Origin of the sequence: Gilliamella sp. ESL0405, assembly GCF_019469205.1 — a bacterium.
Classification (GTDB): domain Bacteria; phylum Pseudomonadota; class Gammaproteobacteria; order Enterobacterales; family Orbaceae; genus Gilliamella.
Genome location: NZ_CP048265.1, coordinates 264,192 through 290,294, shown reverse-complemented (window position 1 = coordinate 290,294; position 26,103 = coordinate 264,192). Strand labels below are relative to the sequence as shown.

20 protein-coding genes are annotated in these 26,103 nt (G+C 36.8%); 8 read left to right on the top strand and 12 right to left on the bottom strand.

Annotated features, from left to right (window positions below; translation table 11 throughout):
- Positions 1–48: 48 nt before the first annotated feature.
- From GYM74_RS01360 to GYM74_RS01350, 3 genes are all read right to left on the bottom strand, one after another.
- Positions 49–918, bottom strand: coding sequence for an arginase family protein (locus GYM74_RS01360; RefSeq protein WP_220218714.1), 870 nt, complete (start codon positions 916–918; stop codon positions 49–51).
- Positions 915–1,964, bottom strand: coding sequence for a GNAT family N-acetyltransferase (locus GYM74_RS01355; RefSeq protein WP_220218713.1), 1,050 nt, complete (start codon positions 1,962–1,964; stop codon positions 915–917). Before GYM74_RS01355 ends, GYM74_RS01360 begins: the two co-directional genes overlap by 4 nt.
- A gap of 69 nt (positions 1,965–2,033) precedes the next feature.
- Positions 2,034–3,443, bottom strand: a complete 1,410-nt coding sequence (locus tag GYM74_RS01350) for an aspartate aminotransferase family protein (RefSeq protein WP_220218712.1) — start codon at positions 3,441–3,443, stop codon at positions 2,034–2,036.
- A 156-nt stretch (positions 3,444–3,599) separates the two neighbouring features.
- Here GYM74_RS01350 and GYM74_RS01345 point away from each other — a divergent pair, with 156 nt between their 5' ends.
- From GYM74_RS01345 to GYM74_RS01310, 8 genes are all read left to right on the top strand, one after another.
- Positions 3,600–4,364: a MipA/OmpV family protein gene (locus GYM74_RS01345; protein ID WP_220218711.1), complete on the top strand. Its 765-nt coding sequence runs from the start codon at positions 3,600–3,602 to the stop codon at positions 4,362–4,364.
- Positions 4,365–4,489: 125 nt separating this feature from the next.
- Positions 4,490–5,398 (top strand): recombination-associated protein RdgC, encoded by a 909-nt coding sequence (locus tag GYM74_RS01340; RefSeq protein WP_220218710.1) that lies wholly within the window; start codon positions 4,490–4,492, stop codon positions 5,396–5,398.
- 151 nt (positions 5,399–5,549) lie between these two features.
- Complete coding sequence (gene ompA / locus GYM74_RS01335) at positions 5,550–6,650, top strand: porin OmpA (RefSeq protein ID WP_220218709.1); 1,101 nt, start codon at positions 5,550–5,552, stop codon at positions 6,648–6,650.
- A 160-nt stretch (positions 6,651–6,810) separates the two neighbouring features.
- Positions 6,811–8,166: a chromosomal replication initiator protein DnaA gene (gene dnaA / locus GYM74_RS01330; protein WP_220218708.1), complete on the top strand. Its 1,356-nt coding sequence runs from the start codon at positions 6,811–6,813 to the stop codon at positions 8,164–8,166.
- 14 nt (positions 8,167–8,180) lie between these two features.
- Positions 8,181–9,284 carry a DNA polymerase III subunit beta gene (gene dnaN, locus GYM74_RS01325; RefSeq protein ID WP_220218707.1) on the top strand — a complete coding sequence of 368 codons (1,104 nt, stop codon included), beginning with the start codon at positions 8,181–8,183 and terminating at the stop codon, positions 9,282–9,284.
- A 50-nt stretch (positions 9,285–9,334) separates the two neighbouring features.
- Positions 9,335–10,408, top strand: a complete 1,074-nt coding sequence (gene recF / locus GYM74_RS01320) for a DNA replication/repair protein RecF (protein ID WP_220218706.1) — start codon at positions 9,335–9,337, stop codon at positions 10,406–10,408.
- A gap of 42 nt (positions 10,409–10,450) precedes the next feature.
- Entirely contained in the window at positions 10,451–12,862 is a 2,412-nt protein-coding gene (gene gyrB, locus GYM74_RS01315) for a DNA topoisomerase (ATP-hydrolyzing) subunit B (protein ID WP_220218705.1), read from the top strand.
- Between the two features lie 153 nt (positions 12,863–13,015).
- Positions 13,016–13,180 (top strand): hypothetical protein, encoded by a 165-nt coding sequence (locus GYM74_RS01310; protein ID WP_220218704.1) that lies wholly within the window; start codon positions 13,016–13,018, stop codon positions 13,178–13,180.
- A 103-nt stretch (positions 13,181–13,283) separates the two neighbouring features.
- Here the strand turns inward: GYM74_RS01310 and GYM74_RS01305 are convergent, their stop codons facing one another.
- The 9 genes from GYM74_RS01305 to gss all read right to left on the bottom strand — a co-directional run bounded on the left by GYM74_RS01305 (position 13,284) and on the right by gss (position 25,918).
- Positions 13,284–13,769, bottom strand: a complete 486-nt coding sequence (locus GYM74_RS01305) for a hypothetical protein (protein ID WP_220218703.1) — start codon at positions 13,767–13,769, stop codon at positions 13,284–13,286.
- Positions 13,770–13,771: 2 nt separating this feature from the next.
- Positions 13,772–14,461, bottom strand: coding sequence for a hypothetical protein (locus tag GYM74_RS01300; protein ID WP_220218702.1), 690 nt, complete (start codon positions 14,459–14,461; stop codon positions 13,772–13,774).
- The gene (locus tag GYM74_RS01295) at positions 14,458–16,077 is read right to left on the bottom strand and encodes an SUMF1/EgtB/PvdO family nonheme iron enzyme (RefSeq protein WP_220218701.1); all 1,620 of its coding nucleotides are present in this window, start codon (positions 16,075–16,077) and stop codon (positions 14,458–14,460) included. Before GYM74_RS01295 ends, GYM74_RS01300 begins: the two co-directional genes overlap by 4 nt.
- Complete coding sequence (locus GYM74_RS01290; protein ID WP_220218700.1) at positions 16,034–17,257, bottom strand: ABC transporter permease; 1,224 nt, start codon at positions 17,255–17,257, stop codon at positions 16,034–16,036. The genes GYM74_RS01295 and GYM74_RS01290 overlap by 44 nt, the downstream gene beginning before the upstream one ends.
- 2 nt (positions 17,258–17,259) lie before the next feature.
- Complete coding sequence (locus tag GYM74_RS01285) at positions 17,260–17,976, bottom strand: ABC transporter ATP-binding protein (RefSeq protein WP_220218699.1); 717 nt, start codon at positions 17,974–17,976, stop codon at positions 17,260–17,262.
- Positions 17,977–17,978: 2 nt separating this feature from the next.
- Entirely contained in the window at positions 17,979–19,934 is a 1,956-nt protein-coding gene (locus GYM74_RS01280; RefSeq protein WP_220218698.1) for a vWA domain-containing protein, read from the bottom strand.
- A gap of 12 nt (positions 19,935–19,946) precedes the next feature.
- Positions 19,947–22,949, bottom strand: coding sequence for a hypothetical protein (locus tag GYM74_RS01275; RefSeq protein WP_220218697.1), 3,003 nt, complete (start codon positions 22,947–22,949; stop codon positions 19,947–19,949).
- Between the two features lie 111 nt (positions 22,950–23,060).
- Positions 23,061–23,885, bottom strand: coding sequence for a virulence factor SrfC family protein (locus GYM74_RS01270; RefSeq protein ID WP_220218696.1), 825 nt, complete (start codon positions 23,883–23,885; stop codon positions 23,061–23,063).
- A 137-nt stretch (positions 23,886–24,022) separates the two neighbouring features.
- Entirely contained in the window at positions 24,023–25,918 is a 1,896-nt protein-coding gene (gene gss, locus GYM74_RS01265; RefSeq protein ID WP_220218695.1) for a bifunctional glutathionylspermidine amidase/synthase, read from the bottom strand.
- Positions 25,919–26,103: the final 185 nt, after the last annotated feature.

Here is a 26,103-nt window from a genome sequence, read left to right as displayed (position 1 = left end):
GCATACCATCACAATGCCGCCACTTATTTGTTGCTGTTACCTTACTATTTAAGCTAATGCATTTAATAGCGTTAAATTAAGCTGATGCTGCTCTTGCTGCCAATCGTTTAATTTATCCGGAGAGATGGCGGGTTGTTTATCTAACGAACTAAGCAAACGTTTAAACCAATTAGCCGGTTGCCAAATTGACAGTTCACCGGTAATGTCACTGCCGATAATACGCTGCTTAATTGATGATATTGTATCAAGCAAATGATAGGTTTGTAGTTGTCCTTGATCCCAATTGGTATGAATGACTTTCTCACTTAGTGCATCTTTATCAATGGATAGATAGATCGGCTCAGCACTGTGATACTGTTCAGATAAGAAACCGGCAATCAGATCATCAGGCGTATCAAAATGGCGAAAGGCATGACCTAAACCAATTTTTTTAGCCCATTTAACATTGACATCCAAACTCCAATAAGTCAGTTTTTTGTGAAAAAGTGGTTTCCATCTATTTTCCCAAAAATGAGATAGACCGATATCATTAGAGGTGATGCCTAAGACATGAACATGGCTAACAAAGGGTAAGCTGGCAACATAGCTAACCCATGAACCACAATGAATACCGAACAAATAACGCATATTATCCGGATGATTATCAAAAATGACGACTTGAATCGGATTGTCGGCGGAATATTGCTCAGCTAAACGCTCAATGAGTAACAGTGAAATATGATGATAATCACCACTTCCCAGCAAAACTGTTCCATAATGTGCCGGTAAAAGTTGTTGAAGTTGTGCATCAAATTTTCGAAAAGCCTTCTTTGAACAACCAAATCGAATAGTGTCTTGCCATTTTGTCACATCAATAGTCGTTGCAGGCGTTATTTCACCCACACTCTGATCGAAGTCAAGTATAACAGGACATGTCATGCTACTTTCTCCTTGTCACTTTCAAAGTGACCAATCAGTTTACTTAATATGAATCTTAATAATGGGTTACGGATATAAACTAAATGCTTAGTTAGCGTAAAATTAGCGCCTAATGATGCTTTCACTTCAGGATCAGTCCAACCGGCAATATAGTGGCTAAACCCTTGTTCAAGAGCGTACTGCAGGTTGACAAACCAACTAACAAAATAGAGATTTAGTTCTCTAGCTTGTGGATACACCATACCAATATACTTATCGACCAGCATATTATTGACAACAAAACAGATATTATATCCAATTAATTCATTATTATGATGATAAGTAAAAATACGTGCTTGTGCTGATTTACTTTGTAATAATTGAATAAAAAACGGTTTGGTTAATTGATCAAAATGAATTTCACTTTGTTCATAGACATTCAGATAAAGTTGATAATATTTATCTAAAATGGCTTGATCAAAAAAACAGTCATCTCCGCTATTTAAAACATTAATCTCTAGTTTTTCCCGTGATTTTAATTTACGTCTAAAATTTTTACGACGACTGTAAGAAAAACGCGAGAAAACCTCATCGATATTATCAAAATCAATAGCAAGCCAAGCCAAAGCCTGCCCTTCAACTTCAATAAATCCTAAATTTTTTAAAGCAGAAATAAGCGCCGTTGAATATTGATTATCTTGTTCACTAAGTAAAGGAGAATCTAATGGTAGATCTTTAACAATAACAAACGGATATTGTTTGGTATAAGCTTTTTTTATATCATCTGCCAGCTGTTTTGCCGTAACTTTGTTAGTCAGTAATCCATATTCAGAAACTGTTGTTCCAACAAAACAGGTTTTCGGTTGTAACCAATGCTGCCATTTTTTGTAGAAAGGTAATTTTTGTACTTTATGTTTAAAATCATCATCAGCAGTCGTCAACAAATCAAACTTAGCACTAAACATCGGCACGTCATCTTGATTTATCCATGCCGAAAAATCCTTTGGCGGATGCAATAAAAAATTTTCGACAATTTCGTTAGGTTCTAGCTGATTGATATATTTCATATTTTTTAATGATTGGTGTAAATTGTGTTCCCGCCAACGAATGTTGACGGGATGATCAGAATTTAATAATTAAAGTTCTTTTTTCGCTCGTGTAATTAATTGATCAAGTAATTCGATACCTTGATCAATCTCTTGACGGGTAATATGTAGAGACGGTGCAAAAGTGATGACGTTTTTATAATAACCACCAATATCAAGCACTAAGCCCATTTTGTTACCTTTCCAATCAAGATCGCCTGACATACCGATATCAACCATTTTATCAACTAAAGCCTTATTAGCTGTAAAACCATCTTCAGTACAAATTTCAGCACGAAGCGCAAGACCTAAGCCATCAACTTCACCAATTTCTTTATGTTTTTTCTCAAGTGTTTTAAGACCTTCAAGGAAGTAAGCTCCACTCTCCATAACCATTTTTTCGTAATCAGTTTCAGAGGTCATTTTTAACACTTCAAGACCAACTGCCGTACCTAGTGGGTTTGAGGCAAATGTTGAATGCGTTGAACCAACAGGGAAGACTTCTGGATTAATCAACTCTTCACGAGCCCATAAACCACCTAATGGGTTTAGACCATTGGTTAATGCTTTAGCAAACACCACAACATCAGGCTTAACATCGAAATGTTCAATAGACCAAAGTTTACCTGTACGATAAAAGCCCATTTGGATCTCATCAACAACTAATAAGATACCATATTGATCTAAAACTTTTTTGAGTCCTTTAAAGTAGTTACGTGGTGGAACAATATAACCGCCCGTTGCTTGTAAAGGCTCTGCATAAAATGCTGCGTATTCTGCTTGTCCTACTTTCGGATCCCACACACCGTGATACTCTGTTTCAAATAGGCGGGCAAACTCAGCAACTAAGTGTTCGCCATATTCTTCTGCCGTCATACCTTTAGGACGACGGAACGGATAAGGGAATGGTACAAACATTGCACGATCGCCAAAATGGCCATAACGACGACGATAACGGTAACTTGAGGTAATAGAAGATGCCCCTAAAGTACGTCCATGGTAACCACCTTGGAAAGCAAACATTAACGATTTACCGCCAGTTGCATTACGCACAACTTTTAATGAATCTTCAATACATTGTGATCCACCAACGTTAAAATGGACTCGTCCTTGGTAACCAAAACGCTGTTCCATACCTTGGGCTATGGTTTTAGCTAATTCAATTTTAGTTGGGTGTAAATATTGGCTAGCACATTGTGGTAGGGTATCAATTTGCTTTTTAAGAACGTTATTTAAACGCTCATTAGCGTAACCAAAGTTACATGCCGAGTACCACATTTGTAAGTCAAGGTAAGGTTTACCTTCTTTGTCATACATGTAGCTACCTTCACAACCATCAAAAATCTTTGGCGGTTCAACATAGTGTACAGTATCACCAAAAGAACAATATTTTGCTTCGTCGGCAAGTAGTGTTGCATCATCAGGACGACGATTAATCATTTCTAAAGTTGGTTTACTCATAATTTATCTCACTAATCCATATTCAAACACGATAAAATGTGGCATTATTATTCAAGAAAATTGATTGTTACAATGTACATTTAATGTATAGATTGTGTGACGACAAATCACAGCTAACAAAACCATAATAATATTTGATGATAAATAGGTCAGTTTATGAGGATCAATAAATTTACTAACAAACGCTGTGTGATTGCGATATTATCCATCATTACTCTAGGCTACACTCAATTTACCTTTGCTGATCCCACTTCAATTGGTGTCGGTGTTGGTTGGTCAAATTCACCTTATAAAAGTTATAGCGCCAGTTTTTATCCGGTGCCACATATAGATTACGATAATGGTCTATTTTTTATTGATGATTTATCTGCCGGTTTTTATCTTTATAATGAGAATAACCAAAGTATTTCCCTAGGTGCCCGCTATTTATCAAATGAATTTAAACCACATGATTCAGATAATCATCGACTCAAACAACTTGATACTCGACATACAACCGTACTGGCTGAAATTGAATACTCGATCGTAACCGATTGGGGAGGCTTTTCGACCAGTATTGGGGCTGATGTGCTTAATGAAAGTAATAGCATTTTGTTTAATGCTGATTATACCGTACCTTATATACAAGGCGATTTAATTATCGCACCTACCATTGGTGTCAGTTGGGCTAATAGTAAACATAATAATTATTACTATGGTGTGTCGAATAAAGAGTCGCTCCGATCAGGTTTACATCATTTTAGTGCGAACAGCTCTTTTACACCTTATCTGGAAGTAGTAGCACAATATACATTAACCGATAATATTGCCACTTTTGGCGGCGTCCATATTGAAAAATTAACCGGTGATGCAGCAGATAGCCCAATGGTTGACAATAGTATCTTAACTTCAGTTTATATGGGGTTATCTTATAAATTTTAATCATTTTATTTTAGTTTTATTTAACTTTAACAATAAAATGATAACGACTTAATTTTTGATAAACCTTTATTTGAAACGCTTCATGTTAAAATGAATTTCACCCAAAATTTAGGAAATAGTTAAATATGCTTTGGTTTAAAAATGCCATTATTTACCAGCTTAATAGTGATAGTTTGCTTGATAAAGCTGTCATTGAAAAGGCGCTTAAATCCGCACCTTTCACGCCATGTGGCAACTTAGATACCTCTAAAACTGGTTGGGTGTCTCCTTATAATGATAATAATAATGAAGATTATATTGTTGATATGCAGGGGCATTTACTACTACGGATTAAAAAAGAGTCTAAGATTCTACCCGCTCCGGTAATCAAACAAGCATTATTAGAAAAAATTGATAAACAAGAACAAGCGTTAAGTCGAAAATTAACCAAAAACGAAAAAGCAACATTAAAAGATGAAGTGATGATTGACTTAATGCCCAGAGCATTTAGCAAATATAATCATTATTGGCTTTGGATTGATACGCATAATAAACGAATCATTATCGACTGTAGTAGTTTCAAGCAAGCAGAAGATATTCTAGCCATTTTGCGTAAACAATTAGGGGCGTTGGCACTAACACCACTATCTATTGATACCCCTCTTGAGCAAGTAATGACAACTTGGGTTAAAGAAAAACTCAACTTCGCTCCATTTTTATTAGGCGATCAAGCCGAATTAAAAGATCCGCTGGAAGGAAACGGCATTATCAGTTGTAAAAATCAAGATATTACCAGTGATGAAATGTTTGTTCACTTTGAATCGGGAAAATGGATATCTAAAATCAAAATCATTGATGAACGAGGCGTTAATTTTATCGTTAATAGTGATTTAACTTTGAAGCGAATCAAATTTGACTCAGCTATTTTAGATGAAAATGAAGATATCGGATCTGATGAAATGGATAAACGACTCGAAGCTGATTTTTTCATTATGGCTAATACGTTAGCAAATACAATTAACGATTTTTATATTACAATTAATCAAATAATTTAACGATAAGATAATATCTTTTTAACACATTAGTATCTTTTGTTATGGATTTGTATATTATATGTGCTATAATCGATATTAGATTATGTGTATCATAATTAAATAAAAACAAATTAAACAACGTCTATTACAACATAATAAGTTGAGGCAAAAAATGAAAAAAACAACTCTAGCTCTAGCAATTGCTGTTGCAAGTTTAACTGCTACTGCAGCTAATGCAGCATATGAAGATAACACTTTTTATACAGGTGCTAAATTAGGTTGGTCAGAACTTTACAGATTAGATGCGAACAAAGTTCGTGCATTTGATGATACTGGTATCAAAACTTCTAACCGCAGCAATGTTGCTGGTGGTGCATTCCTTGGTTTCCAAGCTAACCCATACTTAGCATTTGAATTAGGTTACGACTGGTTAGGTTCTGCTAAATATAAAAGATCTTACAACCGTACAGGTAATGGCCATGCTGCTGGTAACAGCAAAATCAATGCACAAGGCGTATCTTTAACTGGTAAATTAAGCTACCCATTATCATTCATCTCTGATGATTTTGATATCTACGGTCGTGCAGGTGCAATGGTAACTATCGCTAAATGGAAAAATGGCGGCGATGTTAAAGATGTTTATGGTCGTGGCGGTACAAAAACTGACGTATCTCCAGTTTATGCGTTAGGTCTTGACTATCGTCTTGATGAAAACTTCTCTACTCGTTTAGAGTACCAATATGTTCAACATATTCATACTAAAACTGACGCATCGCCAGACGCTGGTACTGTTAGCTTAGGTATTACTTACCGTTTAGCTTCTCCTGCTGTTGCGGCACCAGTTGAAATCAAAACTGAAGTAAATCGTTATGTATTAAATGAAGACGTTCTATTTGCTTACGCTAAAGCTGACTTAAAAGCAGAAGGTCGTCAAGCATTAGATAATCTATTAGCTACTTTAGTGAAAATTAATCCATCTCAAAGTGCTATCGTTGTAATTGGTCACACTGACCGTATCGGTTCAGAACATTACAACCAAAAATTATCTGAACAACGCGCTCACTCTGTAATGAAATATTTAGTTGCTAGAGGCGTTCCTGCAGAGATCATCAGTGCACGTGGTATGGGTAAATCTCAACCAGTTACTGGAACTAAATGTAATGCACTTCGTGGCGCTGAATTAAAAGCATGTTTAGCACCAGATCGTCGTGTTGAAATCGAAGTTAAAGCACGTAACGTTCAAGAAGTTCAAGTAACTAATACAACAAATTAATTTTTGTTTATTTCTCAAAAACCCGGTTTTCACCGGGTTTTTTGTTCCGCTATTGTTGTTAGCAACTAAATAATATCTTACCTTTGATCTATAATTTATCCACAAAACAGATTATAATTATTACCAACGTTGTTAGTAATATAAAGTTAAAGGAGTTACTGTGCCTACCGCTATTTGGCAAGATTGTCTTTCTCAATTACAAGAAGAGCTTCCTACAACGGAATTCAACTTATGGATACGCCCGTTGCAAGCGGAAATGGTCGATGACAAACTTTATATTTATGCACCTAATAGATTTGTATTAGATTGGGTAAAAAATAAATACCTATCTGCTATTTCTCAACTATTAAATAAACTTTTTGATAATGATTCACTAAAATTATATCTTGAAGTTGGATCGACTTTATCTTTAGAGAAAAAATCTCAACAAAGCAAACCTAAAACCGATATTGTTCCGGCATGGAAAACAACGAAAGAAACGAACAATCACACTTATCATTCCGGTATTAACCATAAGCATACTTTTAGTAGCTTTGTAGAAGGTAAATCAAACCAACTTGCCGTTGCGGCAGCCAAACAGGTTGCTGAAAATCCGGGGAAAGCTTATAACCCGCTATTTTTATATGGTTCAACCGGTTTAGGAAAAACCCATTTATTGCATGCAGTTGGTAATCAAATCATGGATGAAAAAATGAATGCCAAAGTTGTTTACATGCATTCAGAACGTTTCGTTCAAGATATGGTAAAAGCATTGCAAAATAATGCTATTGAAGAGTTTAAAAATTATTACCGTTCAGTTGATGCTTTACTCATTGATGATATTCAATTCTTTGCTAATAAAGAACGTTCTCAGGAAGAATTTTTTCATACCTTTAATTCATTATTAGAAGGTAATCAACAAATTATTTTAACATCTGACCGTTACCCGAAAGAAATTAATGGCGTTGAAGATCGTTTAAAATCACGCTTTGGCTGGGGATTAACTATTGCCATTGAACCGCCAGAACTTGAAACTCGCGTTGCTATTTTAATGAAAAAAGCAGAAGAGAATAAAATAAAATTACCTGAAGAAGTGGCTTTTTTTATAGCTAAACGATTACGTTCTAACGTGCGTGAATTAGAAGGCGCGCTTAACCGGGTCATTGCGAATGCAAATTTTACTGGTAAATCAATTACCATTGATTTTGTAAAAGATGCTTTAAAAGATTTACTTGCCTTGCAAGAAAAATTGATTACTATTGAAAATATTCAAAAAACGGTGGCTGAGTATTATAAAATCAAAGTTTCAGATTTATTATCTAAACGCCGTTCTCGCTCAGTTGCCAGACCTAGACAAGTGGCAATGGCTCTTGCTAAAGAATTAACCAATAAAAGCCTCCCTGAAATTGGAGATGGATTTGGTGGAAGAGATCATACCACGGTACTACATGCATGCCGTAAAATTGCCGATTTAAAAGAAGAAAGCAATGATATTAAAGAGGATTACTCCAATTTAATTCGAACATTATCAACTTAACAAGAATAAACACTATGAAATTTATTATAGAACGAGAAAAACTGATTAAGCCATTGCAACTTGTTAGTGCACCACTAAGCAGTCGACCAACATTACCCATTTTGGGCAATTTATTACTACAAGTCAGTGACAATACATTATCAATGACAGGTACTGACCTTGAAATAGAGATGATAGCGCATTTACCGTTAACACAAGCATGTGAACCGGGTGCAACAACAGTGCCAGCAAGAAAGTTTCTCGATATCTGTCGTAATCTTCCCAATGATGCTCAGATTTCGATCAGCGTTGATGATAATCGATTAATAATCCAGTCTGGTCGGAGTAAATTTTCTTTAGCAACTTTGCCGGCGAGTGATTTTCCAAATTTAGAAAATTGGCAAAGTGATGTTGATATTTCTGTTCCACAAAAAACGATAAAACGTCTTATCGATGCTGTTCAATTTTCAATGGCAAATCAAGATGTGCGATATTATTTAAATGGAATGCTATTTGAAATTGAAGACGGGTTATTAAAATCTGTTGCCACCGATGGTCACCGATTAGCAGTTTGTGCACAACCTGTTGGGCAAAATATTACTGAAACTTGCTCGGTGATATTACCTCGAAAAGGGGTTATTGAACTGGCGAAATTGGTAAGTGATAGCGACGATCCGATTAATATGCAAATTGGTAACAATAATCTGCGTGTCAATCTTGGTGATTTTACTTTTACCTCTAAGCTGATTGACGGTAGATTTCCTGATTATAAACGTGTATTGCCACGTAACCCTGATAAGCCACTAGAAGTATCCTGTGATGAGCTGAGAAATGCATTGTCTCGTGTAGCAATTTTATCCAACGAGAAATTCCGTGGGATCCGATTATATGTACACAATAATCAAATAAAAATTACTGCTAATAATCCGGAGCAAGAGGAAGCTGAAGAAGTCATTGATGTAAAATATGAGTCCTCAGAGCTTGAAATTGGCTTCAATGTGACCTATTTATTAGATATATTAAATACTTTGAAATGTGATAGCGTACAACTGCTATTCACCGATGCAACATCAAGCGTGCAAATTGAAGATATTAATAATCAATCTGCAACTTATGTTGTGATGCCAATGCGCTTATAACATACGCCTATTCAACTTCCGGCTTCGGCCGGAGATTGTATTTTAACCCTATGACTCTTGCACAAATTAATATTCACCATTTCCGTAACATTAGCCACGCTCAATTATCTTTATCTCGCCATTTTAACTATGTGGTTGGTGATAATGGTAGTGGTAAAACTAGCCTACTTGAAGCGATTTACATGTTAGGTCATGGACGTGCATTTAGGCATATACAATCAAATCGAATTATACAACACGAACAACCAGAGCTGGTGTTATATAGCCAATTAGAATCATTAAATCAGCAATGTCGTACAATAGGATTGGCAAAAGCTCGTAACAATGAAAACAAGATAAAAATTGATGGCGATGAAGGCTTTCGGTTAACTGATTTAGCAAAATTATTACCCATTCAGCTCATTACGCCGGAAGGTTTTGATTTGTTAACAGGCGGCCCTAAATATCGACGTTCATTTCTTGATTGGGGGTGTTTTCATCATTATCCGGAGTTTGTCCAGCTTTGGAATAATTTGAAACGTCTGTTTAAACAACGTAATGCATTATTAAAACAATCCCAAAACTATAATCAACTGTTACCTTGGGATAAACAATTAGTCCCCATCGCTGAAAAAATAAGTGAAATTCGAGCTGACTATGCTGAAAATATTTTTCCTGAAATTATAAAAACAACGAAAGACTTTCTACCTGAGTATGAACTTAACTGTTCATACTATCAAGGTTGGGAGTATGGTGTAGATTATGCAGAGATATTACAAAGACAATTTGAACGAGATAAATTGCTTAATTATACATCGCTAGGTCCACATAAAGCCGATATCAAATTACGTGTTGATAATATACCGGTTGAAGATCTTCTATCACGAGGCCAATTAAAATTGTTAATGTGTGCCTTACGTTTGTCACAAGGTGAGTATTACACTAAACAAACAAACCAATCATGTATTTACCTGATTGATGACTTTGCTTCCGAACTGGATAAAAATAAACGTAACTTATTGGCAAAACGTTTAAAATCAGCCCATTCACAAGTTTTTATCACGGCTGTCAGTGAAGAGCAAATTAGCCACATGATTGATGAAAATGATAAGATTTTTCACATAAAATCTGGTATAATTTCATAAATATACGAAATGATAAAAGAAATTAAATAGGTCGAGAAATCCATGTCTAACTCTTATGATTCATCTAGCATTAAAGTGCTTAAAGGACTTGATGCAGTCCGAAAACGTCCTGGTATGTATATTGGAGACACCGATGATGGAACAGGCCTTCATCATATGGTTTTTGAAGTAGTTGATAACGCCATTGACGAAGCATTAGCAGGATATTGTAACCATATCGAAGTAATCATTCATCCCGATAACTCTGTGTCGGTACGTGATGATGGGCGTGGTATTCCTACCGGAATACATGAAGAAGAAGGAATTTCTGCTGCCGAAGTGATTATGACCGTGTTACATGCAGGCGGTAAATTTGATGATAATTCCTATAAAGTATCTGGTGGCTTGCATGGCGTTGGTGTTTCAGTGGTAAATGCACTATCAGATAAATTAGAACTCGTGATTTACCGTGAAGGAAAAATTCATAAACAAACCTATCATTTAGGTGTTCCGCAAGAACCCCTTAAAGTCATAGGTGAGACAACTGAATCGGGTACATACGTTCGTTTCTGGCCAAGTCCACAGACATTTACCAATATTGAATTTGTCTATGAGCATTTAGCGAAACGGCTGCGTGAACTTTCATTCTTAAATTCCGGTGTTTCAATTAAACTGATTGATGAACGCACAGGTAAAAGCGAACATTACCACTATGAAGGTGGTATTCAAGCTTTTGTTGAATACTTGAATAAGAATAAAAACCCGATTCATCCCAAAATTTTCTATTTTAGTACTGAAAAAGACGGGATTGGCGTTGAAATTGCCTTGCAGTGGAATGATGGTTATCAAGAAAATATCTACTGCTTTACCAATAATATTCCACAACGAGATGGCGGTACGCATTTAGCTGGTTTTCGTGGTGCAATGACACGTACCTTAAATAACTATATGGAAAGTGAAGGATATAGTAAAAAAGCTAAAATCAGTGCAACCGGTGACGATGCTCGTGAAGGTTTGATTGCGGTAGTATCGGTAAAAGTACCTGATCCTAAGTTTTCATCACAAACCAAAGATAAACTCGTTTCATCTGAAGTTAAATCAGCGGTTGAATCTGTTATGGGTGAAAAACTGTCTGAGTATCTGCTGGAAAACCCAACTGATGCTAAAATTGTTGTTGGTAAGATCATCGATGCAGCAAGAGCCCGTGAAGCGGCACGAAAAGCACGTGAAATGACACGCCGTAAAGGTGCATTAGATTTAGGTGGTTTACCGGGTAAACTTGCTGATTGCCAAGAAAAAGACCCTGCCTTATCTGAACTGTATCTGGTGGAAGGGGACTCTGCGGGCGGCTCGGCAAAACAGGGGCGTAACCGCAAAAACCAAGCGATTTTACCGTTAAAAGGAAAAATCCTAAATGTAGAAAAAGCCCGTTTTGATAAGATGCTCTCTTCTCAGGAAGTGGCAACCTTAATCACGGCATTAGGCTGTGGAATTGGTCGTGATGAATATAATCCGGATAAAATGCGTTATCACAGTATCATCATCATGACTGATGCCGACGTTGACGGATCACATATCCGAACACTACTGTTAACATTCTTCTATCGTCAAATGCCAGAAATTATCGAACGTGGGTATGTATATATTGCTCAACCACCACTATATAAAGTGAAAAAAGGTAAGCAAGAACAATATATTAAAGATGATGATGCCATGACGCAATTCCAAATTGCTTTGGCGCTTGAAGATGCATCATTGCATGTTAATGATCATGCGCCGGCATTGGCAGGAGAAGCATTAGAAAGACTGATTGCTGAATATCAAAAAGTTGAAAAATTAATCACCAAAATGGAACGTCGTTATCCTAAAGCATTACTTGCTGAATTGGTGTATCAAGATGTATTAGACGAAAACATTTTGCAGGATCAGCAAAAAGCTGAACATTGGGTAACAACCATTGTTGAAAAGTTAACAAATAAAGAGCAACACGGTAGTAGTTATTCGTACTCAGTGCAGTACAATGATAAAACACAACTATATGTGCCAATCATTAAAGTCAGAACACACGGTGTTGATACTAACTATGCGCTCGATCAAGTCTTCATTCATAGTAATGAATATCGTAATATCTGCCATTTAGGTAAGCAACTAAAAGATTTACTTGAAGATAGTGCATTTATTCAAAGAGGCGAACGCAAACAACCTGTTAGCTCTTTTGAAGAAGCTGTAGATTGGCTAATCAAAGAATCGCGTCGAGGATTAACTATCCAACGTTATAAAGGTCTGGGTGAAATGAATCCGGAACAATTATGGGAAACGACAATGGATCCGACCAGCCGTCGCATGTTGCAAGTCACCATAAAAGATGCGATAGAAGCGGATCAGTTGTTTACCACCTTAATGGGTGATGAAGTTGAACCTCGTCGAATGTTTATTGAAGAAAATGCATTAAAAGCGGCTAATTTAGACTTCTAAAAGCATTTCAATACAGCATTTAACAACAAAAAACCAGACTTAATGTCTGGTTTTTTTATTATTAAAATCTCAGATAATTTTATTGCCCAAAATTCGACAATAATCCTAGATACCTATAATTTTCTTATATATTGAAAGTTTCTACTGGCAAACATGCCTACTAGTTTACAACGTGGCAAGGCTGATTTTGGCGCTTTTAGGATAATACCATGGCAATATATTGATAATAACCAATATATTGCCATGTTTAAGATAGGAAAAGCTCATTCAGTTAAATATGGTTTGAATAATAGTAACAAGAAAATATTAATCGAATAAAAACACTTTGTTTCCCATTATGATGATCTTTATTTCTTATTATTCACTCATTGATCATAGTTAACTTCCCGTTTTTACTTCACTAATTTATCAAACTAAATCATTATATATTTAATGCTTTTTGTAATTGTTGAAGTTTTTTATGTAATTTTTCCAACTCAATTTGCTTTTCAAGTTCTGAGCCATATGAACTATTCACTTTTTTAATGAGTTGCTGTTCAATATCGTTAACTTGAGCTTGCAAATCATCACGACCTTTTGCCTTTTGTTTCACTTCATCAGTTAACTGAGATACCTCAGTTTCCAGTTTTTGCTGTAGTGACCGTCTTTGTTTTATCGTTAATGAAGTATCATTTTTCTGTTTCTCAATAATGGCATAAATCTGTCTAAACTGTCGATTAGCTCTTTTTTCATTCTCTAGAATTTGCACTTTTCGATCAACTCGAGCTTGATAATTGCCCGAATTATGACAACCCATTTTATGGAAAAAACTAATGTCTTCATTAGTTGGATCACATTGTTCAACTGTAGTTGAACAACCAGTTAAAAATATAAACGGACAAAGTAATAACAGATATCTTTTTTTCATAATTAACTTACCTTAACTGCTGAGCGCTGTTTAGACACAATATTTATTTGATTTTCAAGTACTGCAATTTGTTTATTTAATTGATTGATTTGTTTATCTAGTTGAGAGACATTGACACCAGCTTGTTTTTCTTCAGAAGATACTGTCACCCAATCTCTTTCGATTTTTTTCATACGTTGTAACTTATCGTTTAGATAAGTAATATTGGCATCAATTTGGGTCAAATCATTTTCAGCCTGTTTTTTATTTACCGTATCGTTTTTAATTTGATTTCTTAATGCGTTAAGTGTCATCAAATTCTTGTCTAACACTGCTTTAGCTACTTGTGTCACAGCTTGCACCTCGTAAGTATCTTTCTGAATATCTTGAATATAGATATCAAGACGCGCTTCAGTATTAGCATAGTCTGCGCGTTTAGAGTCAAGATAATAATTTACGCCCATCGCTAAACCACAACTTACAGCCGCAGAAGCGACACAAGTACCAGCTCTACCACCTAGTAACAAACAACCAACACCACCTATACCTGCACCGACTGCACAAGCTTGCCATGCAGATTTACTAAAAAATTTAGCTGTATGGCTTTTAGTCAATGCGGGATCAACATTTCGAGTATTTACACCACCAACACCTTGACATCCAGCTAAAACAAGAGATACACATAAACTAAGGACTACTAAAATTTTATTCATCGTTTGTTTCCTTTTATTTCATTACAAGTTTGTAGCCAAGCTGTTCGCTCAACTTTTCCTGATTCAATATATTCGTTGATGTGTTTGAAATAGAGCGCCAAGTAGTCGCTCATATTTGCTTTTCCACTATTCTCAAGAATAAATTGAGTCGATTTGGATTGATCGTTGATTGTTTTTTTCTCGTAGTTCGAGGCTGTGTTAACAATGGTGTCGGAATAGTATTTCAAGATAAAATCCCGAGCACTTTTGGACTCATCAACAACCTGTTTTAAATTTTCCAACTTCACTTTTGAACACATATTATCGTCATTCAAAGTATTAGTCTCGTTTGCATCACAAACTTCATTGACCATTGTTTCATAGAGATTATTATTATATTCGTACTTACTATGTAAATCAGATACATTGGCACATAAAAAGGCTCCGAGTTGCAAAGCAGATTGAATAGAGCGATCACGTTGCTCATCACGGGCTTGATTAGCACTCCTTAAAAGTATATTGAGTTGATTTAATTCTTGTTTAGTTTTCTCATCCTCAACTTGTTTAGTGATTTTTTCAAGCTCATTAACTACATTGCCATTTTGGTTATTATTTGTTTCGTTACCTAGCTCGTTCCATTCTTTTTCAAGCTCTTTGATTTTTTCATTCGAACTCATCACATTTGTGGTATAGACTAAACGGATCCCAACATCCTTACTTTTATAGGCAGTTTTATCATCATAAAAAGGTTTCTCAATACGAAAATAACTGGTAATTGATGATTCCGGTGTCAAATAGCTACCACCACGAACAATAATGCCACCTTGCTGACCATGATAACGATCCAATTTATTCATTTTAAATGAATCAAACATCATTTCGTGTACATTACCTAAGATATCATAAAGATCTAAAGGGTTAGGCTCAAGCCGACCTATAAGCTGTAATTTCCCATTGGCTGACTTAGATCCGGAAAACCAGGCATAACTTTCAACATTACTGGTCATCGGGAATCGTGATTCACGAAATTCTGATTCCGTCACTTTCGCTCCTCCCCGTGCTGCATATTCCCACTCGGTGTTACTAGGTAAACGGACATAGCCGTTAGGTAAACCCTTTTCATTCAACTTAGCAGCGTTTTCAATCAACCAGCGATTATATTTATCGGTAAAAGCGACTGCATCAAACCAGCTAATATCTGTAATAGGAAAAGAAAGATTGATCTTAGGTTTTGGGCAGGTATCATTCATTACCGATTGATATTGTAATGCGGTAATCTCATACTTACCTATTAAATAATAACGCTCTTTACCAGAATCTGAAAAACTGCCCGCAATATAGTTTGGTGTTGCATACTCAGCAAAACCAAGCTCTTTTTGATTACTGCCCAAAATAATTTTGACATCATCTAACGGCTTGTTTGTTGGTGTAAATACCTTTTTCATTACCAAACTACCGTCACAAGGCATTGGTAAAATAACATCATCTTTTGCTGGTTTAGGATTATAGAATTTTTCATCCCAAGCTTGAGCGTAACCGAAGGATGGAAATAAGCTAATTGCAGCCAAACCCCAACTAGCTAATCTGAGACTGTTAGGCTTCACGTAAGCTTTCTGCTGGTTGAATTTTAACAGCACGACGCCCTCCTATAACCACAACGGTACTTGAAATGAGTAAAGTCAATAAAAATGCAAAAATAAAATGGTAAAATTGTAATTGACTCACAACAGATTGTGAAACCAAATTTTCACCTAAAACTAAATTGAACGCATAATTTCCTGCCATAAAAAGTATGCAGGACAGAATAAAAGCTAAACAACTAAGCATCATAGCTTGATTGAGTAGATAAAGCATAATATCTCGGGAGCGAAAACCAAGTAATCGCATAAAAGCAATATCTTTACGCTTCCGTTCAATATTGGATAAAAACGAACCGGTAAATGATAAAACACATCCAAATACGGCTGTCATTGCAATCACACTAAAAATAAAATTAAGTACGCGATCAATTGCTTGCATATTTTCAATTGCTTTAGCTTGAGTGCGAGTATCAATATTCTTTTCTCGTAATTTAAATGCTAATGGTGCAACATTCTCAAGTGCTTTAGCATATATTCGGGCACGAGCAAAGGAAGTATGAGAGGGAGGGTTAATATTTCCTTTAGATGTTATAAAAACATTACTTACATAACCATCATAATAATTTTCCATTTCTATTAGTAAATCTAATGTAACAAATGCGGCTGCTCGGCTGTAATTAATTTCGGGAATAATACCAATAACCTCTAATTCTGCAATGCCTTTCTCCAGCTTCCCGTCTAGCTGTCGGGTAATTACCATTTTCACACGATTCCCAACGTCTACCTGCATTTTTTCGGCAGATAATGAACTCAATAAAATTTGATTTTTGTGATTGAGTAACGGTAAATTTTCGGTTATTGGATCGCCCTTCGCAGTGGGAATAACTTCTGCATTATTAACAAAATGACTGGCATCTTTCATTAAGTCTGCTTGTGTATTTAATGAACGTGTCAATGGAATCACAAAAGCGGTCTCTGGTTGTTGCTCTATCCATTTAAACATTTCATCATCGAGTTGTAAATTACCCACAATTTTTACTTCTAAATTTTGCGGATCATTAAGTAATTGTTGTCTAAGTTGTGAAACAATGCCATATTTTAAACTAAATAGTAATAGTAACGGTGTGATGACCGATATTACCGACGCAATAATACAAAATGAAACTTTTTTGTCGTACCATAAGTCTGCCAAGGATAAACGAGCGATAAAAAGCCATTTTGAAAACGTTTTAATCATTTTTACGCCCTATCCTGTAATGGCAGAAAAACGGATGATTGCGGGGAAGTTAACTTAGCTGATAAAGTATAAAGCCCTTTATTTGCTATTCGTTTCCAATCATGCGTAACAATCATTGCTGCAATATTATCTTGCAAAGCCTGTTCAATAATTAATTCAAAAAGCAAATTAGCATTATAAGGATCTAACGCTGACGTTGGTTCATCTGCCAGTAATAACGCCGGTTTATGAATAATAGAACGAATAAAAGAAGCACGTTGTCTTTCACCAATAGAGAGCTGATTAGGATACTTATTGATTAAATGTGCAATATTAAGCTTCTGCACTAAGTAATCAAAGCGTTGGTTATCAACGTTTTTTTGTAATAACTTAAAGGACATTAATATATTGTCACGAACAGTCAAAAATGGCAGCAATCCACCTGTTTGCAACATAAAACCTAAATAGTGAGCTCGTATATCGGCTAATTGCTCCCATTTATCATGCTTAATTAATTTAGCAATATCAATATCATTATCCCCTACCAGCAGGTTGTAGCAACCCACTTCGGCAGGTTTTAGAATCATACCCACCATTTCAAGTAAGGTGCTTTTTCCAGCACCACTATCACCCTGAATAACCACAACTTGACCCGCGTTTACTCTCAGTTGTGGCAGGCAAACACTAAAAAAGGATTTGCCGGTTGTTCTTGAAATGGACAATTGATTAATGACTAACATTTTTACGGTAACATTTCTAATGGAATAGGATAAACATTTTCACGCGGATCACTTCCTTCGGATAATGAGATCCAGCGATCGACATCGGCATTACATTTTTGATAATAACGAATCTTACTGTTTAAATTCCGGATAAATTTTTCTTGTTCAAGCCCACTCATACTTTTCCAAGCATCTTGATCAAGTCCTGTTACGTCACTTTTATAAGGAATATTATCCAAATATTCACCTAATAAACCTAAATCAGCAATTTTAGTCACAGAATCAGATTTTAACTTACTTGGATCTTGCCCCATAGCCGCTGCAACAGAACGAAGTTGGGAAAACATATCATCGGCAGAAATCAAACCATCATTGGCGGCATTAGCAATCTTGCTAACAACATCACTTAAATCACTTAGTTGCGATTTGGTTAACAAAATGCGTGGCTCTGCTGTCGGAATGGTTGGTTTAACAAAGTCTTTATCAGCAATCCAAGCCTTGAAAACTGTTGGGGCTTTAGCGCCTTTAGTATCCCCAAGATATGCAAGCTGCATGGCTTTACTTAATAATAAAGCATCTTTGATCATATCAGCATTTTCATCTTTTGAATTCAATGCGCTTCCAACGGAAACCTCACCTTTATAAGCAAGTTTCACTTGTGTGGATAATGCTTCGGCTAATAAATCAACCTTCTGACCAAATTGTTGTACATTACCAGCATTAACCGGATAATAGAGTGATTTATGGATGAAATCGTTAAAAGTTAAATCAGAGTATTGCGCTTTAGCAATAGGATGATCTTTTATACCATTTGCTGTTTTGAGATGTAAAGCATAGATAGCAACACCTTTATGTTGCGCTTCAAGTCGCAATTGAGCGGCATCCATTTTCGTACTTGATAGTTTATCGTCGCCTGGAATAGCGCTAGCATCAGTAATTAAAATTATATAACGGGCGCTAAAGTTATCCCAATTAATCTCATTTAAAGCTTGATTTATACCTGCAAAGGCATCTTCGGCAAAATAAGCCGTTGAAACTTTAGCTTGTTTAAGTGAGGCGCTTGCTTTTAGAAAGCTATCTTTACTCTTAACTTGATTAGGATCGACAAAAATTTTAGAAACAAATTCAAGTTTTTTGGAAGTTTTTAAACTCGATCTAAAAGAAACCAGACCGAATTTAACTTGATCTTGTAAATGTTCTTTTTCAATTTTCTTATAAACTCGCTTAACCGCTTCTCTAGTGCGAGAAATATAGGGATCCATTGAAATCGTTGAATCTATCACAAATACAATTGCCGCATTAAAAGGGGTTTGATTGCTAGCTTTATCATTAGATTGAGAATTTGATGATCCTTTTTTAACTAGCTCATCTTGTTTGCTCAGTGAAGCAACTTCTAATACTCGTTCATAAAACCCTTGCCCATTCATCACTTCCTCACCTTGTAAAATCGGTAATAAATAGAAGTTACTTTTGAAATCGACATACTCTTTAGGCTCTTGTGCAAGCACTTGTGATACTGATTTATTACTTTTGAGTGCATCACGAATAGGTTTTAATAGCGTTTCGGGATTTTCAGCATCGACAATTTTAGTTAGATCTGCTTTATCTTTAAAAAATAATAAAGGTTCACGATCAACCGGATTAGTAAATACTAAAGTCATTTGCATATTCCAATCGATAGCACATGAATCATTAATCCAACCGATTGTTTTACCGAATGAATCCGGACCTACTTTTAGCCATTTCTGATTATTTTCATATTTACGCTCATAAACATAGTAACGCGAAAAAGCCGGAACAGATTTACCTTTAGAATCGGTGGAATTACTCTTTAATTGGCAGCTTGGCGTACTTAACACACGCTGATACAAGGTTGTTTTACCAGCCTGTTTAAGTGGCTCTGCTGCAAATCCCAATAGAGGAAAACACGTTAAACCTATTGTAAAAAAGAGTTTGGAAATATCTATTTTATTCATTTTTGCTCCTTACTATTTCTGCAATTGAGATAAACGATCTTTAACAAACTCGCTATTTGGATCATTAATTAAAGATGTTTCATACCAATAAATGGCTGCTTCTTTATCGGCTTTGAAGCATTTATTCGCTTTATAAAATTTTTCGTCATACTCTTTTGCATACAGCAGAGCAATTTTAGTATTTTTTTGCGCCTTATTTGCATATAAGCGCTGCGCGATATTACATTTTCCTGCATTTTTAGCTTCAGTAATTATCTCAATAATTGCATCTATATCGGGTTTAGTCTGTAAACATTGTTGAATAAACGTTAAATCATCACTTATTGCATTTTTTAAACTACATTTACTGCTGATTTTGGAATCCGGTTCTACCGGTTTCGTCGGTGCCGTTGGCGTTGATGCTACTGGTTTCATCGGATCTACCGGTTTTGTCGGTGCCGTTGGCGTTGACGCTACTGGTTTTGTCGGCTCTACCGAATTCGTCGGTGCCGTTGGCGTTGACGCTACTGGTTTTGTCGGCTCTACCGAATTCGTCGGTGCCGTTGACGTTGACGCTACTGGTTTCGTCGGCTCTACCGGTTTCGTCGGTGCCGTTGGCGTTGACGCTACTGGTTTCGTCGGCTCTACCGGTTTCGTCGGTGCCGTTGACGTTGACGCTACTGGTTTTGTCGGCTCTACCGAATTCGTCGGTGCCGTTGGCGTTGACTCTACTGGTTTCGTCGGCTCTACCGGTTTCGTCGGTGTCGTTGGCGTTGACGCTACTGGTTTCGTCGGCTCTACCGGTTTCGTCGGTGCCGTTGGCGTTGACGCTACTGGTTTCGTCGGCTCTGGTTTCGTATCAGACTCTACCGGTTTCTTCTGCTCTACTTTTGGCTCTGGCTTCGTATCAGATCCTGCCGGTTTCTTCTGCTCTACTTTTGGCTCCGGCTTTATTGATACCGTCGGCTCTGGCTTCGTATCAGATCCTGCCGGTTTCTTCTGCTCTACTTTTGGCTCTGGTTTTATTGATGCCGTCGGCTCTGGCTTCGTATCAGATCCTGCCGGTTTTTTCTGCTCTACTTTTGGCTCTGGTTTTACCGAGGCCGTCGGCTCTGGCTTCGTATCCGACTCTACCGGCTTTTTCTGCTCTACTTTTGGCTCCGGTTTTACTGATGCCGTCGGCTCTGGCTTCGCATCCGACTCTACCGGTTTCTTCTGCTCTACTTTTGGCTCCGGTTTTACTAATGCCGCCTGCTCTGGCTTCGCATCAGATTCTACCGGCTTTTTCTGCTCAACTTTTGGCTCCGGTTTTACCGATGCCGCCTGCTCTGGCTTCGTATCAGACTCTACCGGTTTCTTCTGATCTACTTTTGGCTCTGGTTTTACCGATGCCGTCGGCTCTGGCTTCGTATCAGATTCTACCGGCTTTTTCTGCTCTACTTTTGGCTCCGGTTTTACCGATGCCGTCGGCTCTGGCTTGGCATCCGACTCTACCGGTTTTTTCTGCTCTACTTTTGGCTCCGGTTTCACTGATGCAGTCGGCTCTGGCTTCGGTTCAGGCTCTACCGGCTTTTTCTGCTCTACTTTTGGCTCCGGTTTTACCGACGCCGTCGGCTCTGGCTTCGTATCAGACTCTGCCGGCTTTTTCTGCTCTACTTTTGGCTCCGGTTTTACTAATGCCGCAGGCTCTGGCTTCGCATCAGACTCTACCGGCTTTTTCTGCTCTACTTTTGGCTCCGGTTTTACTAATGCCGCCTGCTCTGGCTTCGCATCAGACTCTACCGGCTTCTTCTGCTCTACTTTTGGCTCCGGTTTTACTAATGCCGCAGGCTCTGGCTTCGCATCAGACTCTACCGGTTTCTTCTGCTCTACCTTTGGCTCCGGTTTTACTAATGCCGCAGGCTCTGGCTTCGCATCAGACTCTACCGGCTTTTTCTGCTCTACTTTTGGCTCCGGTTTTACTGATGCCGCCTGCTCTGGCTTCGCATCAGACTCTACCGGTTTCTTCTGCTCTACCTTTGGCTCCGGTTTTACTAATGCCGCAGGCTCTGGCTTCGCATCAGACTCTACCGGCTTTTTCTGCTCTACTTTTACCTCAGGTTTCACTGATGCAGTCGGCTCTGGCTTCGTATCAGACTCTGCCGGCTTTTTCTGCTCTACTTTTGGCTCAGGTTTCACTGATGCAGTCGGCTCTGGCTTCGTATCAGACTCTGCCGGCTTTTTCTGCTCTACTTTTGGCTCCGGTTTTACCGACGCCGTCGGCTCTGGCTTCGCATCAGATTCTACCGGCTTCTTCTGCTCTACTTTTGGCTCTGGTTTTACCGACTCTTGTTGTGTTTGCAACGTTTGCTCTGTTTCATTTTTGAAGATCATAAAATACCATGTTGCAAAAGCGGCACCACCAAACATCATAAGAATAAAAAATAGAATAAAAATTATTCCCAAACGGCTTTTTTTCTTAACAGTCTTTAAGTTCTGTTCTTTCTTTTCTTCAGTTTTTTGTGGATCTTGTACCGTTTCGCCTTCAGATGTAGACTCGTCGTGTTCAGCAACTGTTTCATTTTGAGAATCAATATTCGGCTCTTCAATGAATGCTGATTCATTTTCACTAGCCGATTCTTTTACAGACTCTGACGCTTGTTGCATGTCTACTTGCTCATCGTCGGGTAATGTATCTTGCATACTCGATGCTGTTGAAGGACTGACTGTTTCTGAAAAATTGATTACACCGCCACAAACACAATTTACATTTTGTTTATCACGGATTTGCATTGAAAATTGAATCTGACCTTCTTGGGATAATAATGAATCAATCAACCATTCATCAATTTGACCTATTAATTGTTCATTATCTAGTGTGATCTTTTCAATTGTATGCCAACACTCTTCTGGGCCCCATTGATTGTGTTCCAATAGATAATAGTTATCCTGAGCTCGTTGTATTAGTATCTCAACATCAGAACTACCAATCCATTCATGTACTAAAAACTTAATACTATCGGGGTTATCTCCAATTAATTCAATGCGTAATGCCATGATATCCTCTACCTTATACTCAAAAATTTATGAGCTTTATTTATTTAATTTATGAAGTAGAAAAATGCCTTTCGCTCAAAAGACGTTGTTACTTCAATTTTATTATTTATTTTAAAGAATATGATACTGCTCGAAACAATTCACAATTTTACCTGATTGGTGATTGTTTTCTTGATTGATTTCGCAATCTCTATAATGTGCTATGTTTGTATTCACAAATGTAATAAGCCGATTTAATATTGCATTCTGAGGATAATTTCTAGTTATATTGTTTGATCCTGTTAATGAATGCGTTACTTGAATATTAAATTCACCGTTTGGTGAAGAAAAAATCGGTTTATTATTATTTAATCTTTTTATAAATTTATCACTTGCTCGATTTTTAACAAAAACATACCAAACAATAAAATCTGCTAATAAAGTATGGGCAGTACCAGCTTGTCTGAACGCCATATCGTCACGTTTACGACTTGTATAATTGTTTTTGAAAAGCCCAAGGGTTAAATTTGCTTGGATCTTCAGACTACCAATAGCAGTAATGAGTTGTTTCACTATAAAAGAAAGCGATTTTATAAACTTTGAGTGGGTTGATAATCGGGTGGAGGGTTTGACTGTTAGCGATGATTTAGATTGAGAAAAGAATTTAGAATCTACTTTTAATCTTAATTTATTGAGGATATTAAGAGCGGTTTTTAGTTTTTCACTGACCGAACTGCAAGCAATATCGTTGTTACTTGCATCAGAAGGTGTGTACCAATCAATCCTATTGGCTATAGCATTTTTTTGCAAAATAGCTAAATCATTGGCATATTGCTTACCAATTTTTAGTTTAAATATTTCACAATTTTGCACGCCAACAAGATAGAAGGCTGTTCTATCATGTTCTAGCTTTTTGAAACATTTGATATCACTACTTCTGAGCAATGCACTTGCCATATGTTCCTTTCTATTCCCTATGTATTATTTCTTATTAATTTTTTAATAATTATATTATTATTGATTATTATATTATTTTATATATTAAAGCTAAGTTTAACAGAAAATACTATTAATGTAATCGATATCATCAATTTTTAATTATTCTTTTTGGCAACTTGTTTTAAAAATTCCTCATCGGTTAATACTCGTAATGGTTGCATATCACTTTCACCTCGTATCACTAAAGAAGGATCGGAGCGCAAGCAGGCGCCACCATAATGTCCTCCAACAGTGAAGGTACAAACCTGTAGATAGCGATCATCAACTTTTGGTAAGCACCATAGTTCTTGATAAATATTCTCTTGCTTAGCAAATTTACCAACCGTTTTATCAAGGATTTGCTCTTTACTGCTAACTAATTCAATATCACTACCTCGGCGACCAGCAATTGGCTTAATAGCATAACCTTTTTTAATTAGATCATCATTGAGCTCAAACGTTGATTCTAACAAGTAACGATGATGAGGAAATAAAGACCATAACACAGGTAATATCGCTTTATTACTTGGGATCACAGTCCATAAAGGTTCAAAAACAGATACTTCGGGACGTAACAAAACATCAATTAGTCTCACAGCATTTTCAGGATGCCAAGTACGAATAGGCAATCCGGCAACTTGTGCTTCACTTTCTTGACGCAGTTGCTCTAAAACAGTTTCCCATGCCCATGTTTTCCATACGCAAGTAACTTGACGATCTTCATCATCAACCAATCTACCTTGTTTATCCCATTTTAAACCAGTAAGGCCACGTAAAATTTTACTCTCAAAACCAGCTTGCGTTAGCGCTTTTTGCATAAATAATGCATGATAATTCTCTTCACTATCATTATCTTGCATGATATGAACAAAGGCTTGAGCATCACTATGTTTCCAACAGTTTGCTAAAGAATTGAGCAAGCCAGCACTTGGATTCACACCAACATTTAGTTCAGCTTGTATTGCCCAATTTTGTAATATTTGCCCGGCTTCAGTATGGCACGATGCAGAGTCTGCATTATATTCATAAACTTTAAAACCTCGTTCATCCATACAAAAATCTAAACGACCGGTTATCATTTGATAACGCCGTTGTTGCCAAGAGAGTCTTAACCTTGGCCAGAGAATTTCCGGTACATTAAAATTGAGTAATAATTTATCATCTTTTAAAACTTTATCAGTAGCATGTAAATACATTAAATGCAGTTCATTGGTTGCGCGAATAAGTTCTTGCTCAGCACTTTCTGAAATAGTGAAGTAACGATAATGGTCATCATGGCTAATAGCATGCCCGGCAGCTAGCACATATGCACTCTCGAGCGGGTCAAGCTCATTTAACCACTTCTTATCAAATTGACCTTTGTTTTTAATATGTACACTATGAATAGCAAGTAATGGCGCTGGAACATTAGGTTGAGGTAAACTGTGTTGGTTTTTTTCGGTTTGAATCATCCACCCTAAAATAGTGGTATCGTCAAAGGTGTCATGAATATAATAACCTTGATCGTTAACGGTCATCTTTAATTCACGTGTCCATTGTTGGCCAATTGGTAAACGTGTGTGAATTACATTTTGTTCAGCAATGCGGATTTTATCTTCGAACACTTCAGTAATAATGGCAACATGTCCTGTTCTATCAAACACGCCACCATCATCCCATATAAGCAAAGAGCCAGCTTCTGGCATTTTTTTGCTACCGTTAGCAAATGCTTGCAAAGGTAAGATGGCTTCATTGATAACTTGGCGAAGAAAACGCAAGGAGAAAATTTCGTGAGCCATACCTACATCGGTAAACACAATACCATAATTGAGAAATAAAAACCGTCTGGCAAATTCAACACATTGCCACTTGTATCCCATATATTCGTGACCGGAATAACTACGAAATGAGGCATCATTAGGGTATTGGCAAGGATCTAATGTTTCATAATCAGATGAATAAATCGCAACGCCACCAGGCGCATAACCTAATAATGTTCCAAAAGGCTCTTTAATAGTAGACTGGGATGACATATTTTTTGACCTTTTTAATTGAAAGCAAGCCACAGTTAGCAAGCTGTGTTAGAATTTTATTATCATAGATCAAATTATAACCTTTAAAAAGAAATGTTTATTTCTCATCACTTGAAGAATAATAAAGAGGCTATATTTGAGCTATTATAATTAGTAATACCAATTAAAACAGTTAGATTAAATGA

Excerpts from the sequence above, each read along its gene's own strand:
- GYM74_RS01360 (WP_220218714.1), bottom strand. The coding sequence starts at position 918 with ATGACATGTCCTGTTATACTTGACTTCGATCAGAGTGTGGGTGAAATA.
- GYM74_RS01355 (WP_220218713.1), bottom strand. The coding sequence starts at position 1,964 with ATGAAATATATCAATCAGCTAGAACCTAACGAAATTGTCGAAAATTTT.
- GYM74_RS01350 (WP_220218712.1), bottom strand. The coding sequence starts at position 3,443 with ATGAGTAAACCAACTTTAGAAATGATTAATCGTCGTCCTGATGATGCA.
- GYM74_RS01345 (WP_220218711.1), top strand. The coding sequence starts at position 3,600 with ATGAGGATCAATAAATTTACTAACAAACGCTGTGTGATTGCGATATTA.
- GYM74_RS01340 (WP_220218710.1), top strand. The coding sequence starts at position 4,490 with ATGCTTTGGTTTAAAAATGCCATTATTTACCAGCTTAATAGTGATAGT.
- ompA (WP_220218709.1), top strand. The coding sequence starts at position 5,550 with ATGAAAAAAACAACTCTAGCTCTAGCAATTGCTGTTGCAAGTTTAACT.
- dnaN (WP_220218707.1), top strand. The coding sequence starts at position 8,181 with ATGAAATTTATTATAGAACGAGAAAAACTGATTAAGCCATTGCAACTT.
- recF (WP_220218706.1), top strand. The coding sequence starts at position 9,335 with ATGACTCTTGCACAAATTAATATTCACCATTTCCGTAACATTAGCCAC.
- gyrB (WP_220218705.1), top strand. The coding sequence starts at position 10,451 with ATGTCTAACTCTTATGATTCATCTAGCATTAAAGTGCTTAAAGGACTT.
- GYM74_RS01310 (WP_220218704.1), top strand. The coding sequence starts at position 13,016 with ATGCCTACTAGTTTACAACGTGGCAAGGCTGATTTTGGCGCTTTTAGG.
- GYM74_RS01305 (WP_220218703.1), bottom strand. The coding sequence starts at position 13,769 with ATGAAAAAAAGATATCTGTTATTACTTTGTCCGTTTATATTTTTAACT.
- GYM74_RS01300 (WP_220218702.1), bottom strand. The coding sequence starts at position 14,461 with ATGAATAAAATTTTAGTAGTCCTTAGTTTATGTGTATCTCTTGTTTTA.
- GYM74_RS01290 (WP_220218700.1), bottom strand. The coding sequence starts at position 17,257 with ATGATTAAAACGTTTTCAAAATGGCTTTTTATCGCTCGTTTATCCTTG.
- GYM74_RS01285 (WP_220218699.1), bottom strand. The coding sequence starts at position 17,976 with ATGTTAGTCATTAATCAATTGTCCATTTCAAGAACAACCGGCAAATCC.
- GYM74_RS01280 (WP_220218698.1), bottom strand. The coding sequence starts at position 19,934 with ATGAATAAAATAGATATTTCCAAACTCTTTTTTACAATAGGTTTAACG.
- GYM74_RS01275 (WP_220218697.1), bottom strand. The coding sequence starts at position 22,949 with ATGGCATTACGCATTGAATTAATTGGAGATAACCCCGATAGTATTAAG.
- GYM74_RS01270 (WP_220218696.1), bottom strand. The coding sequence starts at position 23,885 with ATGGCAAGTGCATTGCTCAGAAGTAGTGATATCAAATGTTTCAAAAAG.
- gss (WP_220218695.1), bottom strand. The coding sequence starts at position 25,918 with ATGTCATCCCAGTCTACTATTAAAGAGCCTTTTGGAACATTATTAGGT.